We start from the raw sequence: 17,030 nt of genomic DNA, 5'->3' as shown, positions 1-17,030 counted from the left end.
GACTATAGCTCAGCAGGAAGCGTGCCAATGCCGCACACCCGAAAGTATGTAAAAAATGACCACTTTTGTGGCGAAAAACCGTCATTCGCACCGCTTTGGTGCGCTAGCTGTCACTCTTGGGGAAGTCTGCGGGCGGGACGAAGGGACGGCAATCGACGGGCACGTCGAAGATGAAGCTGGTGCCCGTTTCGGCCGCGCTGTCGACGGCGATGCTGCCGCCATGGCTTTCGGCCACGCTCTGCACGAAGGGCAGGCCGATGCCCCAGCCTGGCGCGGGGCAGTTGTTCTCGCGGCGCAGGTAGTCGAAGATGCGTTCCGCCTGTTCCGGCGCGATGGGTCGTCCGCTATTGTGGACGGTGAGGATCAGGCGTTCGTGCACCGCTTCCACGTGCACGCTGATGGGCGCGTCGTCGCCGTACTTGATGGCATTGCCGAGCAGGTTTTCCAGCGCGCGGCGCAGCGAATTCTCGCACCACCAGCCGACGACGGATTGCCCGCTGACCTGGCATTTGTCGGGCCGCTGCAGGTTGACCTGGCTGGCCACGGCGTGCACCAGCGGCAGTACGTCGAACTGGCTCAGTACCAGCGGCAACTGCTGCCCCTGATGATAGCTGAGGCCATCGAGCAATTCCTCGATCATGCTGTCGAGCCGCTTGCTGTGCTCGGCAATCTTGCGCGCCAGCAATACCACCCGTTCCGGGTCCGCCGGCCTGAGCAGCAGCTGGGCGCTGGTGCTGATGACGGCCAGGGGATTGCGCATATCGTGCGACAGGCCGGCCGCCATGCGGCGCCGGAAGCTTTCGTGCATGCTGGTAAATTCGCGTATCGATTCGCGGATGCCCGAGTCGATCGATTCGTTGATCACTTGCCAGTCCTTGCTGCGCAGGGTGATGCCGGACTCATGCGCGACTTCGGCAAAGCAGTCGCGGAAGATCTGGTATTCCTGGATCACCTGTTCCGGCCCGTAATTGGTCATGCGCGCCCGTTCATTGCCATGTACGGCGGGCACGTTGCTGTTGCTGGTGGCATTCTCGCGCGGGTGGCCCGGGGTAAGGGCCTCGGCCAGGTTGTCGAAAAAGGCCGGCAAGGTATTGATGAGTATGGGCGTGAGCAACTGGTCGGCGCCGCGCACGCTGGTGCGCACGCGCTGTTCCCAGGCGCTGAGGACGGCGTCGCGCATGGCGAAGATGCGCTGCGCGCGCTGCAGTGGATGGCGCGCGCCCGCCTGGCGATCCGCCTGATGATCCGTGGCAATATTCACCTGAACTCCCTGACAGGAATGACTATGCTCATAATAGTATGCGCCGAATCCGCCGTCAGGGAAACGCTTTATTGTCCAGTATCGGCTTGCCGCAAGGCCGCATACAGGCGGGAAAGCGAGGCTGACCACTCGGCCAGGGAAAAGTTCTGCGGGTCGTCATGACCGTTCGCAAAGCCCGTATCGAGCACGGCGTGGAAGGCGGGAATCAGCCACGTGCCCTTGCGCACGCTGGCGGCGATGTACAGCAGGGCCAGGCGCTCGTATTGCGCGGGCGTAAAGCCGGGATCGGGCGCCAGGCCGTCGTTGCCCTTGCCGCCGCCGGGCACGGAGCGGCGCGGCTGCACCAGTTCCACGTGCAGGAACAGCCCGGTCAGCGACGGCTTGTCCTTTTCCAGCTTGCTGGCATAGCCGGCCGTGCCAAAGTCGCGCACGGCCAGGGAATCGCCGAGACGGTTCACGTAGACGTGGCCCTTCGGACCGGCGCCCAGCGCGGGGTTACGTATAGTGAAATCGTTGAAATCCCAGCTGGCGTCGTTGATGTGGCCGGGAATAGTTTCTAACAAGAAATTCGGGTAGCTGGTGTCGTGGATGACGAAATAGCGGGCCATGGGCGCGGCCAGCCGGCCCACGGCGCGCGACAGCGGGGCATCGACGGCACCGCCCGCGTCCGCTTCGCTGATCGATTGCTGCGCCAGCCAGGCGCGCAGCCGGGCCGGGGCGAGGTCCGTGCGCTGGCCGACGTGGGCGGCAAGAAAGTCCGGCAGCGGCGCGCTGTCGCCCAGGCGCGCATACAGTGTCACGGGACGCAACAGACACGTGGCTTGCGCCCGCGCATCGCCCTTGAAACCGCTTTTCCAGGCGGCGTAGGGGCAGGCGGCTTGCTTTTGCGCAAGGGCGCTGCCGGCGGTGGCGAAGAGCAACAGGGAGAGGAGGGCGGGGCGCAGTGTCATGCGCGCATTGTCGCCCAAGCGCAGGCGATTGCACAGGGGCGCACGCGGCGCGGCGCCCCTGCCGGACCCTTAGAAGTCGACCGAGGCGGAGACGACGACGGTGCGCGGCGCGCCCAGCACCAGATAGCCGGCGTTGGAAGCGCCGCCGGCCGAGGCCCAGTAGTTCTTGTCCGTCACGTTGTCCAGGCGCGCGCGCAAGGTCACGGCGCGTTCGGCGATGCTGGCCGTATAGCGGGCGCCCAGGTCCAGGCGCGTCCACGACGGCAGCTGCTGCCGGTTGGCCGCATCGAGATACTGGGTCGAGGTGTACAGGGCGCGGCCCGTCAGCGCCAGGCCGTGCACGCCCGGCACATCCCACTCCACGCCCGCATTGAGCTGCCTGCGGGGCACGCCGATGGCGTCCTTGCCGTTGTTCGCCTGGTTTTGCACATTCACCTGTTCCGCATCGAGGAAGGTCAGGCCGCCCAGCAGGCGCAAGCCGCGCGCGGGGCTGCCGAAGACGGACAATTCCAGGCCACGGTTGCGCTGTTCGCCAAACACGCCGAAGGTGCCGTTGTCCACGTAGGCCAGCGGCTGCCTGGTGGTGAACAGGGCGGCGCTCATGCCGATGCGGCCGCCGTCATATTTGACGCCGAGTTCCTTCTGTTTCGACTTGTACGGCGCGAAGACCTGGCCGATATTGTTCGTCACGCCGAAGCCGCCCGCCACGGCGCCTTTCTGCAAGCCTTCTATATAGTTGGCATACACGGACAGTTCCTTGCTGGGGCGGTACACGAGGCCGGCCAGCGGCGTGGTGGTGCTTTCGCTGTAGCCGGGAGCCGTCTGCCTGCCCGTGTCGTAGTCGTAGCTGTCGTCCTTGATGGTCTGGCGGCGCAGGCCCACGGTCAGCAGCACGCTGTCGTTGGCGAAGCCCATGGTGTCGGCCACGGCAAAGCTGGACAGGATGCTGCGCGACGTTACCAGCGGATTGTCCAGCTTGCCGCCAACGTACAGGGTGGCGGCCGGCGGCACGGCATTGAACGGCGCGTCAATGCTGGCGTTGAAGTTGCCGCTCATGCCGTAGGCGTTGCGCGATTGCGACCAGAAGCTCGACGCCGTGGCGCTCAGGCTGTGGCTGACGCTGCCCGTGACGGCCTTGCCGCGCACGCCGATCTCGCCCGTGCGCACCGTGTCGCGGCGTTCATTGTCGAAACGATAAGCCGTGCCGCTGCCATCCGCGCTGGCGACCGTGGGCACGGCCAGCACGTTCGATTCGTTGCCGCTGCGCGCGCCCAGCGCGGCCCAGGCCACCACATCGGTGGCGATATCGTATTCGCCGCGCAGGGTGCCGAAGGTGTCGCGTTCGTTCGAATGCGTCCAGTCCTGGGCGAAATTGCGGCTGGCGTCCGGCGCGGCCGGGATCGCCAGCCCGGCAGCCACGTTCACGCTGGGGCGCGGCGCCGTCAGCTTGTGGTCCTGGTAGCCTGCATCGGCCGACAAACGGAAGCCGCGGCCGCGGTAGTCGGCGCCGATGGAAAAGACGCTCAGTTCGCGCTTTTCACGGTCGACGGCCGTATCGCCGTCGCGGCGTGCCGCATTGATGCGGATGCCCGTATTGTTGTCGGGGCCGAAGCGGCGCGCGATATCGGTGGCCACGTACGCCTGGCCGCCGCTTTCCACGCCCACCGTCACCTGCGTCAGCGGCGCATTCGGCGCCCGCTTGGGCAGCAGGTTGATGGCGCCGCCGATGCCGCCGCCGCCCGGCGCCGCGCCATTGATGAAGGTATTCGCGCCACGGAACACTTCCACGCGTTCGAGCAGCTCGGAAGCGACGAACTGGCGCGGCAGCAGGCCGTACAGGCCGTTGTACGCGAGGTCGTCCGAATTCACGGGGAAGCCGCGGATCATGTACATTTCCTGGAAATTGCCGAAACCGCGCGTGACGCGCACGCCCGGATCGTTTTGCAGCACGTCGCCCACGCCTTGCGCCTGCTGGTCCTGGATCAGCGTCTGCGTGTAGTTGAGGCTATTGAACGGCGTGGCCATCATGTCCACGTTGCCCAGCAAGCCCAGGCGTCCGCCGCGCGCCACCTGGCCGCCCGCATACGCCTTCGATAAACCTTCCGCCGAGGCGTCGGCCGAGGCATTCACGACCACGGTCGGCATGCTTGGCGCGTCGCCGGCCGGTGCGGTGGTGACGGTTTGGGCGTGGGCGGCGGCGCTGGCCAGCAGGAAGGCGGCCAGGGCGAAGGGAGTAGGGGCGAGGCGGAAGGTGCGCATGGTGTTGTTCGGATATTAATGAGAATGATTATCATTATATTCCAGCGCGGCGCCGCGCGTGAGAAAGCGTGAGAAAGCGATGAAACAGCCGCCATTTGTACAACACTTTTCGGGCCAGGCACTGGAATCCGGCCAGAAAAGGCGCGCCAGGCGGTACCTTGTGGATTTATTAATGCCTATGGTCAAGTTTCGCTAGAATGGGCCATCGCGCCCGGCGCCCACAGGAAACCGCATGCCATTGCACCGCCATCTACAGTCCGCTTCCCTGCGCATGCGGCGGGGTCTGAGCCTGAAAGGCGCGGCCGTCGCGCTGATCCTGGCCATGCACGCGCTGGGCCTGTATTTCCTCCTGCTGCCGGCGCGGCAGCTCAAGCAATACACGGAAGTGGCCTTCATGACCCTGCTGCCGCCCCGGCCGCCGCCGCAAATGCCGCCGATGGCCTTGCCGCTGCCCATGCCGGCACCCATGCCGCGCGCGCGGGCCAGCGTGCCGCCCGCTATCTTCGCGCCACCGGCCGTGGCGGCGGAAAGCATCGGCGTGCCCGCCGAGGAATTGCCTGCCGCACCCGCCACTGCGCCGGCCGGCGCCGACTTGCGCACGCGCGCCCGGCTGGCGGCGGGCGCCGCCGACAAGGCCTTGCGCGGCGAACTGAAACAAGACAAACCTTGGCTGGCCGCGGCCGACCTGAAAAGCGAAAGCAGCTTCCAGAAGCTGGTCGCCTCCGCCTGGCGCGGCGGCCCCGTCATCCGCGTGGAGGAATACCTGACGGCCGACGGGCGGCCCGCCACGCGCGTCGTCAGCGCCGGCGGCGCCACGTGCTACGGCATGGCCGACAATCCTGGTTCCGGCGCCGACCCGGCCAGGACGGGCGGCAAGGTCAAGCGCGTGCCTTGCCCGGGCTAAATTCCCCCACCGAAGCCATGGTTTGCCCGGCCATTGCGGGCAGTCACCCCCGGCCGGGCGTCAAATATGCTAAGTTGCGTCTGCGTTTGTTTCCCATTTCCTTATGTCGACACGACCCAGGACGCCCATGCCACCCGAACTCCTCATCCTCGCCCCCAGTCCCTCGGCTGCCGTCAACGCGCAGCTGGAACAGCAATACACGTGTCACCACGCCTGGCAAGTGCCGGCGGACGAACGCCACGCCTGGCTGGCCGAACGCGCACCCGGCATCCGCGCCGTCGTCACGACGGGCGCGCTGGGCTTGAACGCCGCCGACATGGCCTTGCTGCCCGCTTTGGAAATCGTCGCCGTGAATGGCGTGGGCCTCGACGGCGTGGCGCTCGACCAGGCCCGCGCGCGCGGCATTGCCGTTACCACCACGCCGAACGTGCTGACCGATGACGTGGCCGACATGGCGCTGGCCTTGCTGCTGGCCAGCGCGCGGCATGTCGTGGCACTCGACCGTTTCGTGCGCGATGGCGGCTGGGAGCGCCGCGAGGCCATCGCCCCCGCATCGAGCCTGCGCGGCAAGACGGCCGGCATCTTCGGCTTCGGCCAGATCGGGCAAGCCATCGCGCTGCGCCTGGCCGCCTTCGGCATCCAGGTGCGCTATTTCCAGCCGCGCGCCATTGCCGGCAGCCAGGTGCCGCGCGCGGAGTCCTTGCTGGCCCTGGCGCAGGAAAGCGATGTCCTGATCGTCTGCGCGCCGGGCACGCCGGCCACGCGCAGGATCATCGACCGCAAGGTGCTCGACGCGCTCGGTCCGCAAGGCACCCTGATCAACATCGCGCGTGGCGCCCTGATCGACGAAGACGCCCTGATCGCCGCCTTGCAGGATGGCCACCTGGGCGCGGCCGGCCTCGACGTGTTCGCGGACGAACCGCGCGTACCAAATGCCCTGCGCGCCTTGCCGAACGTGGTGCTCACGCCCCACGTGGGCAGCCTGACCGTGGAAACGCGCCATGCGATGGGGCAATTGGTCGTCGATAACCTGGCCGCGCACTTCGCCGGCTTGCCGCTGCGCACGCCCGTGCCCTGACGCCGCGCCGCCGCGTCAGGGCCGCACCACCCAGCGCACGTCGTCGAGCGACAGCAGCAGTTGCTCGGGCGCGCCGTCCGTAAAGAAGTTCAGGCGGAAATCCATGGCGGCGCCGCCGCCCGTGGTCGGCTGCTGCGTGTCATACCATTGCTGCACCTGGGCCACCAGCGCCATCGGCGCGGCGGGCGGCTGGGCCGCATCGATGGACGCGAGCACGGCCGGCAGCAGGCTGACCGGCAGCGAGGTGCGGGGAAAGTCCGCCACGGCCGGCATCACGCTGTAGGAATAGCTGCCATCCATGGCGATGCGCACGCTGCCCGAGGCGCCCGTGAAGAGGGCGTTGAAGAAGCCCCTCATGTAGGCCGCCACGTCGCTGCCGCCCACCGGTGCGACTTGCCGTAAATCATAGCCTTGCCAGCTCAGGCGCGGCAGGATGGGGTCGCTGAACTTGACGACCGGCGTCTGGTACAGGAAGGCGGGCATGGTCGACACCTGCGTCTGGCTGGGCGGGCACAGGTAGCGGTTGCGCTGCACGTACAGCGAGGCCTGGGCATTCTTGTACACCATCACGTTCAGCCCCGGCATGCGCACCTCGCGGCCGGTATTGGCCAGCGCGGCGGCGAACGACAGGTCGGGCGCGTCGGCGGCGATGGCCGCGTAGCGGTAGGCCAGCAGCGCATCGGGCGGCGCGGGCGTGGCCGGCGTGGCCCGGTACTGCTGCGCATCGATGTCGAGCACGGGCACGGGCACGCTGACGGCGCCGTTGCTCAGGGTGCCGGCCTGCGGGTCGTAGGTGGCAGGCGCGCCGCCGACGGTGACATTGAGCAGCGCATACCAGGCGTCGCCGTCGTGGTCTTCCAGGCGCGCGTCGAATTCCACGGCCACGCTGGCCTCGCCTTGCGCCGCCGCCAGCCGCGCGGCGCCGAAATGCCCGCCATAGCTGGCCGCCACCTGGGTTACCAGCTGCTGGAAGGCGGTGGTGGCCAGCGTTGCCTTGGCGATACTATCGGCCGTGTCCTGCTTGCCGTCGAGGGGCGCGAGGAATGCGTCGAGGTCGGCCGAGATAAGCGGATAGTTGCTGACGAAGGCGGCCAGCGCCGTGAACAGGTCGGGACCGGCCGCGGCGGACAGCCTGGCCGCCTGGGGCGGCACGTTGAGCACGACGCTGACGTGCACGGCATCCTGCGCCGCCTGGCGATAGGTATAGCTGAAGCCGTAATCCCACTGGGCCAGCTGGGCCGGCTGCAAGCCGTCGGCGGCCAGGCGCAGGCGGCCGGCCTGCGGCGCGGCGGACGCGGTGGCGGTCTGACGGTTGACCGTGGGCGGCACGGGCAGGGCGCGGTTCAGCACGGGGATGTATTGCGTGCCATTGCCCAGCGGCACCTCGAACGGACCGGTGATGAACAGCAGCCACTGGCTTTGCGCGTAGTTTTCGATGCCGGGCACGGGTTGCTGGTCGAATTCCATGTGCGTGATCTGGTAGCGCAGGTCCAGCGGCACATAGGCCTGGCCCTCGACATTCTTCGAGATGAAGTTGAATGACAGCCGGCTCTGCTCCGGCGCGGCCGCGCCCTGCAGCGGCAGCCGGGTCGGGAACAAGGTGTAGTTCTGGTTGCCGTCGCCGTCGGCTGTGCCCGCGCCGGCGGGCTGGCCGTACAGCGCCGGCGGTCCGGCCGCGTAGATGCCGTCCGCGCCCGTGACCTGGTCCACGCCGTACACCACCACGGCGCCGGCGGCAAAGGCCGGCCCCAGGGTGGTCAGCAGCTGCTGCCGCATGGTGGCGGCCGCGCTGACGCGCGTGGCTTCGTCCGCGGCGCTGCTGCTGAGCACGGGGCTGACCGTGGCGCTGATGGCGTCGGCCAGCGTCTGTTTCGCCTTGAGTACGAGGCCCAGCTGGCCGCTTTGCAGCGGATCGGCGATGCCGTTGAGGCGATCGAGGATGTAGGCAGGCGGCGCATAGGTTGCCGAGAGGAACTTGTCGATGGCGTCGAGACAGCTTTGCAGCCACAGGTTCAGGTCGACGCTGTTGAACGTCAGCGCATGCGGCGCATTGCCCGGATAGGCGTCGATGCTGACCGTGCGGCTTTCCAGCGAATTGGCGACGGGCAGCGGCGCGTAGTAGCTGGCCTGCTGGCCCAGGCGGAAATGGATGCCCTGGCCGGGCGTGTCGCTGAAACGCACGGCGAACAACTGCTGCGTCTGCTGGCCGGCGCTGCCCACGCGCGTCAGTCCCGCGCCCGCGCGCATCGACCATTGCGGCGTCTTCAGGCACGCTTCGAGCGCCTTGGCAAACGTGGTATAGCTGGACGCGCCGCCATCCGTGTCGGCCTGCGGCAGCACGGCGCTGACCACGCTGGCGCCGTCCGGCAGGGCCGCCAGCACGGGATCGAGCAGGATGGCCTGGCGCGTCAGCACCAGTGCCACGTCGAGCGCAATGCGGTTGGCGCCGGCCAGTTGCGCCAGCGGCACCGGCACCGACAGCGTGGCGGCGGGCGCCGTGGCGCTGCCGCCGCCGGCCAGGGTCTGCAGGTAGATGGCGCAGGCGGCGGCGAAGTCGCGCACCTGCCGCGCTTGGGTTTCGCCCAGCGGCTGCAGCGGCGTGGCCAGCAGGGAGTTGCTGAGGGAGATGCTCACCGCATTGCCGCTCAGTCCGGGCACGCCCAGGCCCGTATAGTCCTGGTGCAGCTGGAAGTACAGGCGCTGGTAGGTGGGCAAGTCCTGCGCCGCATCGGCTGGCGTGGCGTAGGCCAGGCCATCCATGCGCAAGGTCAGCAGCAGCGCGGGCGCGCCGCCCGCATCCGTGCCATACAGGTAGCTGGCCTGGACTTTCGGCCAGGCTGACAGGCCCAGCAGGCGATCCGTGTAGCGCAGCGGGGCGGGGGCCTGGTCCAGCGCGCCCGTGTAGCCGGCCGGCGGCGCCTCGAACGGCGTGACGGTGGTGTTGCCGAACAGGTCTTGCCAGCGCAGGGCCAGCGACGCATGGCCGCCCACGCCCAGGTAGGGATTGTCTGCGGCGGGCGGCAGGCCGGCCGGCGGGTTGGCCGGCGCCGCATTGAGCGTGGCGAACGGCCGTCCCTGGCTGTCGTTGCCCAGGTAGCCCAGCGCCTGGCGGTAGTCGTAATCGGCCAGGGCCGCGGCCGCATAGCGCCGGCGGTGCGCTTCGCCATCGTTGCCGCCGGCGCTGTCGCTGTCGTTTGCATGGTCCTGCGGTCCGAAGGGCAGGCTGTAGGGACTGGGCAGGAAATACGGGTTGCGGCCCAGGCCGGCCGACAGCGTGTTGTACAGCGCAGACAGGGTCGCTTGCGCATATTGCTGCCGTTGCTGCGGCGTGGGATCGGGCGGCAGCACGGGCACGCCGTCGTTGGCGCGCTTCAGCTGGAACGACAAGTTGCCCGGCGCCAAGGTCGCTTGCGCATCGAGGGCCAGGCTGTCGACATCGAGCACGGCGCCATCGGCGTACAGGCCTTCGGTGGCGGCCGCGCCCAGGGCCAGGGCATCCACCGACAAGCCGTAGTAGGCGGCCAGGGCGGCGAAGGTATTGCCGGGACCGTCAGAGGCGGCGGGCACGCGATAGACGAGCGGCGGAATGCGCATGGTCGCGCCCAGCGCCACCGTCACGCCGGGATTGTAGGCGGCGATCTGCGCCGCGCTCAGCGGGGTGGCGCCGGCCGAGTAATACGCGGCCAGCCGCTCCAGCGCCTGCGCGGGCGCGGCCATGTCTTGCTGGTTCAGCTGGTGCAGGATGCCGGCCACGGGCACGCTGGCGCCGGCGCGCAGCGGCCGCACGGCGTTTTGCCGCGCCAGCTGTCCCACGCCCATGCCGTATGTGGCGGCCAGGGCGGTCAGGGTGCTCGTGGCGGCACTGGCCAAAGGCTGGGTCCTGGCCGGCTTGCTCAGCGATTCGAACACCAGCACGTCCTGCTGCGGATCGATCGCCTGCGTCGTCAGCAGCGCGTTGACGAAGTTCGGCACGGTGCCGGCGGCACCCGCCGCCTGGCGCGCCAGCGGAACCACCAGGGTCAGCGTGGCCGTGCCCGTGGCGTCGAAGACGGAGGGCGGCAGGCCGGCGCCCGACACCATGTCCTCGAAATACAGATAGTAGCCGCCGCCGCGCACCACCGATTGCTCCCACAGCAGCTTGATGAATTGCGAGGGGCTGTTGGCTATGCCGCGCGGCAAAGCCGTCCCCGCCGCGTCCAGCAGCAGGCGGCTGGCCGGCGGATGGCTTTCCGTGGACAGATTGGTTTGCGTCAGGAAGCACAGGTAGTCGGCATCGGCCTGGCCCGTCAGCGCCACCTGGTCGCTGCCGCCTTCGCTGTACAGCAGGAACAGGCCGGCCGCCAGGGTTTCGCCCACGGCGGCCATGCCGCTCAGCAGGTATTGCAGGCGCTGGGCATCGGCGGCCGACGGTCCCACCAGCTCGTAGACGTGGGCCAGGGTGGCGGCGCTGGCCAGCGCGGTGCCGCTGGCGTCGTTGGTGGCCACGGTGGCGGCCGGCATGCGCGTGATCTGGAAGTCCACGCGCGTGGCATAGGCATAGCCGCTCACGTCCTGGAACACCGTGCTGCTGCTGTTGGGCGGCGTGTTGCCGATGCGGGGACGATAGGCGGGCATCAGGGCCAGCATGTCCGCGTATTGCGCCTCGGTGTACAGCGCCTGCAGCGTGTCCTGGCGCTGGGCGATGCTGGCCAGCATGGCGTCGGGCAATTGCCACAGATACGGCGCGGGCGCGGCCTGGCTGGCGGCGGTGCGCGCCGCCGAAGCGGCGCCCGACGTCACGGCCGTCAGGCGCGCCAGGTCGGCGGTGATCCAGGCGGCGTAGCCAGCCGCAGGGAATTGCCGCGGCTGCAAGGAAGCCAGGGGCAGGATCTGCAGCGCTGGCAACGGCGCGAAGCTACCCGCCTGCGCATACGCCAGCACGCCCGACAGCAAGCCGTAGGCGGCGTCCAGGTCGATGGGCAGGCTGGTGCCGGGCGCGCCGGCGAAGGTGATGAAATCGAGGGCGACGCCATGCGACATGGCATTGCGCCCCAGGCCGATGCGGTAGCCGCCGGCGGCGCTGGCGGGCGTGGGGAATTGCTGGCCCGTCAGCTGGTACAGCGCGTAGTCGGTCTGCGTCTTGCTATACAGGAAGGATGGCGACAGGCTCAGGCCCGGCGCAACCGGCAGGCGCAAGCCATAGGTGACGAAGCGCGCGACCTGGCCGGCGGTCTGGGCCACGGCGCCGCTGGCCTGCACGCCGCTCCACAGCTGCTCCAGCGGCAAGGCGTCGAGGCGGGCGATGGCCAGCCGGCCCGGGGCCGCGGCGAACAGATTGGCGACGCCGGCATTGTCGCGCCCCAGCGTGGCGACCGTGGCGGCAAAGCGGCTGGCGATGCCGGCCAGGGTATCGCCGGCGACGGAAGTATAGGCCAGCGGCGGCACGGCGAGGATGGCCGTCGGCAGCAGCAGGTCGGCGCGCGCATACAGCGACGCCTGCTGCGCCAGGGCGGCCAGCGGCACGCCCAGCGCGGCGGCGATGGCGCCGAAGCTGTCGCCGGGCGCGGTGACGTGGCTGACGGCGCCGGCGCCGAAGTCGAAGACCAGCGTCACGCCCGTGCGCAGCGCGCGCGGCGCCGCATTCGCGCCGATCAGCTGGGCCGCGGTGGTGTGCCAGCGCCCGCCGGCGCCGGCCGGATCCGTGTAGCGGGCGGCGATGGCCGCCAGCGTATCGCCGGCCTGGATCACGGCGGACAGGCCGCCGACCTGCAGCGGCAGCGCGCCGTTCAGCGGGTACGCGGCATTCGGCAGCGACACGTCGTCCGCGTCGATGGCGTTGCCGGCCCCGTTGAAGGCGGCGACGATGCCGGCGATGCTGTCGCCCGGCTGCAGCGCATAGCTGTAATTGTCGAAGGCATCGATGGCCGATTGCAGCAGCGCGCGGCCGATCAGGCTGAAGACGTCGACGAAGATGAAGGCCGCCATCGATTCGGGCTCAGCGTCGTCCTGCGCCAGCAGCGCGGGCTTGGCGGGTGCCTTGCCCACCCTGGCGGCCACCTGGCGCAGCACGCCGGCCACCGTGCTGCGGTACTGTTCCGTCGCCGTCGCGTAGGTCTCGAGGTCGATCGCCTGCGTGCCGGCGCCGCCTTGCGGGTCGGGCACGTCCAGCCGCAGCCCGTCGAACAGGGGGAATAGCGTGGCGCCGTCCATATTGGCGCCCGGCGCGCTGATGTTCACGGTGAAGCTGTCGGCGAGGAAGTGCAGCAGGTCGCCCATGCCGAACGGCTGCATGGCAGGGTCGGCCAGCACCTGGATGCCCGCCACCAACTGCGCCAGCGTGACGCTGGCAGCCGCGGCGGCAGCCAGGTCCAGCGCCGCGCCGTCGGCCAGCGCCGCCGGCTGCAAGGCGTCGAGCAGCCACGGGAAATACGCGGTGCACAGCAGGTCGAACGAGGTCGTGCCCGTTCCCGCGCCGCCGGCGGCCGGGTCCGGCGCGTCCATGGCGAACAGGCAGACGAACGCGCCTTGCTGCGCGCTGCTGGCGGTGGCGCCCTGCGGCGCCAGCACCGTGAATTGCGGCGCCGTCACCAGTTGCAGCACCGGCTTGGCACCGGTGCGCAGCACGCGGCGCGGCTGGCGGCGCGGCCCGGCGCGCAGCATGGCGGCCTGCAGTTCCATCGGCAAGGTGCGCGCGCGGCCGCGCGCCAGGCTGTCCAGGCGCAGCGCGCCGCCGCCGTCCCACGGCGCGCGGCTGTCGCTGCCGATGCGGAATTGCGCGCTGACGGTGGCGGAAAAGCCCACGGAAATGGTGAAGCTGAAGATGCCCAGGTCGATCTTGACGCGCAGGCTGATGCGCACCGAGGCCGTCACGGACAGGGGGATGGCGCGGTAGGATTCGTAGCCGATCTGCACCGACACGGTGATATTGACGAGCAGCGAAGCGCTGATGATCTTCAAATCCACTTCGCCGTACAGCATGCCGATCACGCCGAACGTGCCCGTCAGCTTGAAGTAGCTGCTTTCCTGGACGCTGCCGGACGCGCCGGCGTTGGCCAGCGCGACGGCGTTGGCGCGGTCGTACGGATGATAGGTGGCGATCACGCCTTCGATGATGCCGAACACGGTCAGCGCGAAGCCCGCTTTCAGCGGCCCCTTGACGAAGTTGTAGCCCAGGCCCAGCTGCAGGCCCAGGCCGAAGACGATGACGGGATTGAAATACCCGAGCTCGGTTTTCGGCACCTGCGTCGCCGTCGCGCTCGACAACTTGCCGAAATACACGCCGCCCGAGCCCATCACCGGCACGCCGTAGACGATGGCGCTGAAGCTGAACGAGCGCGTAAAGTCCATATTGTAGGGAAAGCCGATGTCGATCAGGAAATCGCCATTCGTGTAGATCTTGATGCCGATCATCGGCAGCACCACGCTGACGGCGCCGAAGTTCAGGTTGCGTATGCTGTCGGGGAAGGTGAAGTCGATCTGGAACAGGCCCACGTCGTCGCTGATCTTCTTGTACAGGATATCGACCACCAGGCCGGCCAGGCCGCCCATCTTGGGGCTGCCCAGGGTCAGGCGCAGGCCGTACAGGTTGGGATCGTTGAAGACGATCTGCACGTCGACGGCCCACACGCCGGCGGTCTGCAGCACGCCGAAATGCGCGGCGATCAGCCAGTTGCTGTCCGGCTGGTAATACGGCTGGCCCTGCACGCCGCTGCCCGGGTTGACGGGATTGTTCTTGCCCGTGGTGGGCGGCACGCCGGCCAGCGCGTCGATGACGGCCTTGGTCGAGCTGAAGTCGGTCGCGCCGTTGATGGCCACGCGCTGGCCCAGCATCAGCAGGAAGACCTTGAAATAGCTGGAACCGGCGCCCGGCACGCTGGGCAGCTCTTCCACGTCCTGGCCCTTGGCCGGGTCCAGCAGGTCGCCCATGCTGCCTTTGAGCAATGGCGGCACCGTGGCGTCCAGCGCCAGGGTCACCTTGCCGTCCGTATTGCGCTTGAAGACGATGCTGCGGATGACGATGAAGCCCAGGTTGAGCGGTGAACTGAGCGTGTAGGTGGCGCTGAGGCGGTTCTTTTCGCCGCTTTTCAGCGACACGTTGATGGACAGGCCGTCCAGCGTGACCTGGTTCAGCAAGTCCCACGGCGACGGCAGCACGAAATACGGATCGCCCAGCGTGCGCACGAGCGCCTGGATCAGGCTGCCCAGCGACCAGCCCGCCAGGGTGAAGCTGAGCATCTCGTTGCCGCTGGTATAGGTTGCCGTGAAGCCTTCCCAGCTCACGTACAGCGTGTGGTTCGGCCCCTTGTCCGTCGGCTGGAACGCATAGCCGAAGCCCAGTTTCAGATTGATGGCGGTATAGATCCAGACGGCATCGGCCTTGCCCGAGAATTGCTGCGCGGCCGGCTTGGCGCCGTCATACTGCACCGAGAGCGTGGCTTTCTGCAAGCCGATCTCTTGCTGGCCGAGCAGGAACAGCCAGGTAAAGGTGGTGTCGACCGTGTAGCTGGTGGCCAGGTCCGTGCTGGGTTTGCCGCTGGGAATGACCGCTTCGATGGCGAACGCGGAAATCTTCAGGTTGCCCGGCAAGAAGACGGGGAAATCATAGATGCCGCCGGCGGCAAAGAATTGCTTGATCATCTCGCCCACGTCGAGTTCTTGCGCGAGCGAGGCGGAGAGGGTCCAGCGGGGCGGCGTTTCCTGGCTGCTGTAGGCCACGCTGACGGCCGCCTGCAGGCTGGCGCCCACGCCCAGCAGGCCGGAAATGGAGCCGGCCCAGGCCGTGCCGGCGCCCGCCTTGCCGGCCTCGACAAGGGCCAGCGCGCCTTCCTGCTTGTCCGCGGCCACCGTGGCGCTGATGCCCGACAGGCTGATCTGGCCTTCCGAAATGCTCAGGATGGGCGCGCCGCCCACCGTCAGGAAGGACAGGCTGATGGCGTAGTCGCTGGAAAACGCGAAGGACTGGGCCGCGCCGTCGATGCTCAGCGCGATATTCGACACCTCGGCCTGGATGCTGTCGGGCAGGCTGACGAGGCCGTTCGAGACGACGGACAGGAAGTCCGACAGCGTGGCCTTGCCGGGAAAGCTGGCCTGGAACAGCTGCGCCGAGTTGAACTGCACCTCGAATTCGCCGCCCGGCGTGCCGTCGAGGTTGCGAAATACCGTGGGCAACAGGGTGAAGGTGGTGCCGAACAGGTATTCATAGCGCGACTTTCCGCTGGCCTTGCTCGCCAGCGGCTGGTACGCCGTCCAGTCGAGGAAGAACGAGGTGACGGTAAAGCTCAGCTCCGGCGTGGGCGCCGGGATGGGCTGCCAGCTCAGATCGCGCACGCTGCGCAGCTGCAGCGTCACCTGGTCCACCGTGGGCGCCGCCTTGGGCGGGATGCTGCCGCTGATGGTCATGCCGCCGAGGCCGAACGACGTCAGGAACTCCTGCAGCACGGCCGGGGTGGCGCGGAAATAGCTGGCGCCCCCGCCGATCAGGCTGATGGCGGCGCCGGGACTGAGGGGCGGCCCGTCGCTGCCCGCTTCCAGGCTGACCGCGTAGTTGCCGTCGCCGTCGGCGTTCGATGGCTGCAGCAGCAGCGACAGCGTGTAGTCGGCGGCGCCTGCGCCTTCCACGCTGAGCGTGGCCGTCAGGGCCAGCGTGGCGGCCTGGTCGCCGTCGGCCGCTTCCTCGTCGGCCAGTTCGCCTTCGCCGCGCAGCAGCAGCTGCATGCCGTCGTCGAGCAGCAGGGCGTCGGGCGGCGGCGCGTCGACGGGCGGCGGGATCGTCACGGTCAGGCTGGGCGCGGCCACGCGCAGGTAGCCGGCGAACGTGCAGTCGAGCTCGCTGAGCGTGGCCGACAGCACGCCGCTGGGCATCAGGCCGCCCAGTTCGAACGTCTTGCCGTCGTACAGCGCCATGTCCAGGTAGCCGCCGATCTGCAGCTTGCCCGGCGGCGCCGCCAGGTCGGAAAACAGTTCCAGAAAGGGCGTGACGAAGGCGGGCAGGGCCACACTGGCGCTGAGGTTCTGCTTGGCGCCGCCCGTGACGGACAGCGCGCCGTCGCCGCCCCAGGGATAGACGCCGTCGGCGCTGGAAAACACCAGCAGCGCGTCCGCCAGCGGCAACTCGCTGAACGGCCAGCCGCCCATGAAGGGAAAGCTGCTGTCCCAGTTCCAGTCGGCGGGACTGGCGGCCACCTGCATCACCAGCACGGCCGCGTCATCCCCGTCGCTATCGTCGTTGTCGCCCGGCGTGCGCGCGGCGGCAGGCTGCGTGGAAAACACCAGCGTGGCCGGGGTTTGCAGGAGGCCGCCGATGAAGGGCAGGCTCGCCTTGCTGACCGTAAACACGCCGTCGCTGACAGCGCCCACGTCGGCTGCCGCGCAGCTGATCAGGAACCGTGCCGCGTCAATCTGGAAGGCCTGGCCGATGATGGCGTCGAATTTTTCGGGCGGCGCGACGTCCGGGTCGGCCAGGCCCGCTTCCAGGAAGGCGGCATCGAGGGCGAACGGGCCGCTGCTGGCGGCGTTGACGATGGCTTGCTGCAGGTTTTCCAGCGCGGTATCGGTGGTGGCCATACGAACTTGCTCCTTGAATCAGTCATGATGTCCGGG

Annotated in this window: 6 protein-coding genes; 2 read left to right on the top strand and 4 right to left on the bottom strand. The window is 68.6% G+C overall.

The window, feature by feature from the left end; all coding sequences use genetic code 11:
• Positions 1-103 precede the first annotated feature (103 nt).
• The 3 genes from AC1RJW_RS27765 to AC1RJW_RS27755 form a co-directional block, all read right to left on the bottom strand.
• On the bottom strand, positions 104-1,261 hold the full coding sequence (locus AC1RJW_RS27765; RefSeq protein WP_493047767.1) for a sensor histidine kinase: 1,158 nt from the start codon (positions 1,259-1,261) through the stop codon (positions 104-106).
• A 68-nt stretch (positions 1,262-1,329) separates the two neighbouring features.
• Entirely contained in the window at positions 1,330-2,211 is an 882-nt protein-coding gene (locus AC1RJW_RS27760; RefSeq protein ID WP_493047766.1) for a hypothetical protein, read from the bottom strand.
• 69 nt (positions 2,212-2,280) lie between these two features.
• Positions 2,281-4,470, bottom strand: a complete 2,190-nt coding sequence (locus AC1RJW_RS27755) for a TonB-dependent receptor (RefSeq protein WP_493047765.1) — start codon at positions 4,468-4,470, stop codon at positions 2,281-2,283.
• A gap of 232 nt (positions 4,471-4,702) precedes the next feature.
• On the opposite strand from AC1RJW_RS27755, the gene AC1RJW_RS27750 reads away from it, so the two are divergent.
• Together AC1RJW_RS27750 and AC1RJW_RS27745 are read left to right on the top strand one after the other, a co-directional pair.
• Positions 4,703-5,374 carry a hypothetical protein gene (locus tag AC1RJW_RS27750; protein ID WP_493047764.1) on the top strand — a complete coding sequence of 224 codons (672 nt, stop codon included), beginning with the start codon at positions 4,703-4,705 and terminating at the stop codon, positions 5,372-5,374.
• 127 nt (positions 5,375-5,501) lie between these two features.
• Positions 5,502-6,452 carry a 2-hydroxyacid dehydrogenase gene (locus AC1RJW_RS27745; RefSeq protein ID WP_493047762.1) on the top strand — a complete coding sequence of 317 codons (951 nt, stop codon included), beginning with the start codon at positions 5,502-5,504 and terminating at the stop codon, positions 6,450-6,452.
• A gap of 15 nt (positions 6,453-6,467) precedes the next feature.
• On the opposite strand, the gene AC1RJW_RS27740 is transcribed toward AC1RJW_RS27745, so the two are convergent.
• On the bottom strand, positions 6,468-16,994 hold the full coding sequence (locus AC1RJW_RS27740) for a LysM peptidoglycan-binding domain-containing protein (protein ID WP_493047761.1): 10,527 nt from the start codon (positions 16,992-16,994) through the stop codon (positions 6,468-6,470).
• Between the last annotated feature and the right edge of the window lie 36 nt (positions 16,995-17,030).

Source organism: Janthinobacterium sp. GW822-FHT07A03 (assembly GCF_058798815.1).
Note: the sequence above shows the minus strand (reverse complement) of the source record. Positions and strands in the feature narration are given on the sequence as shown.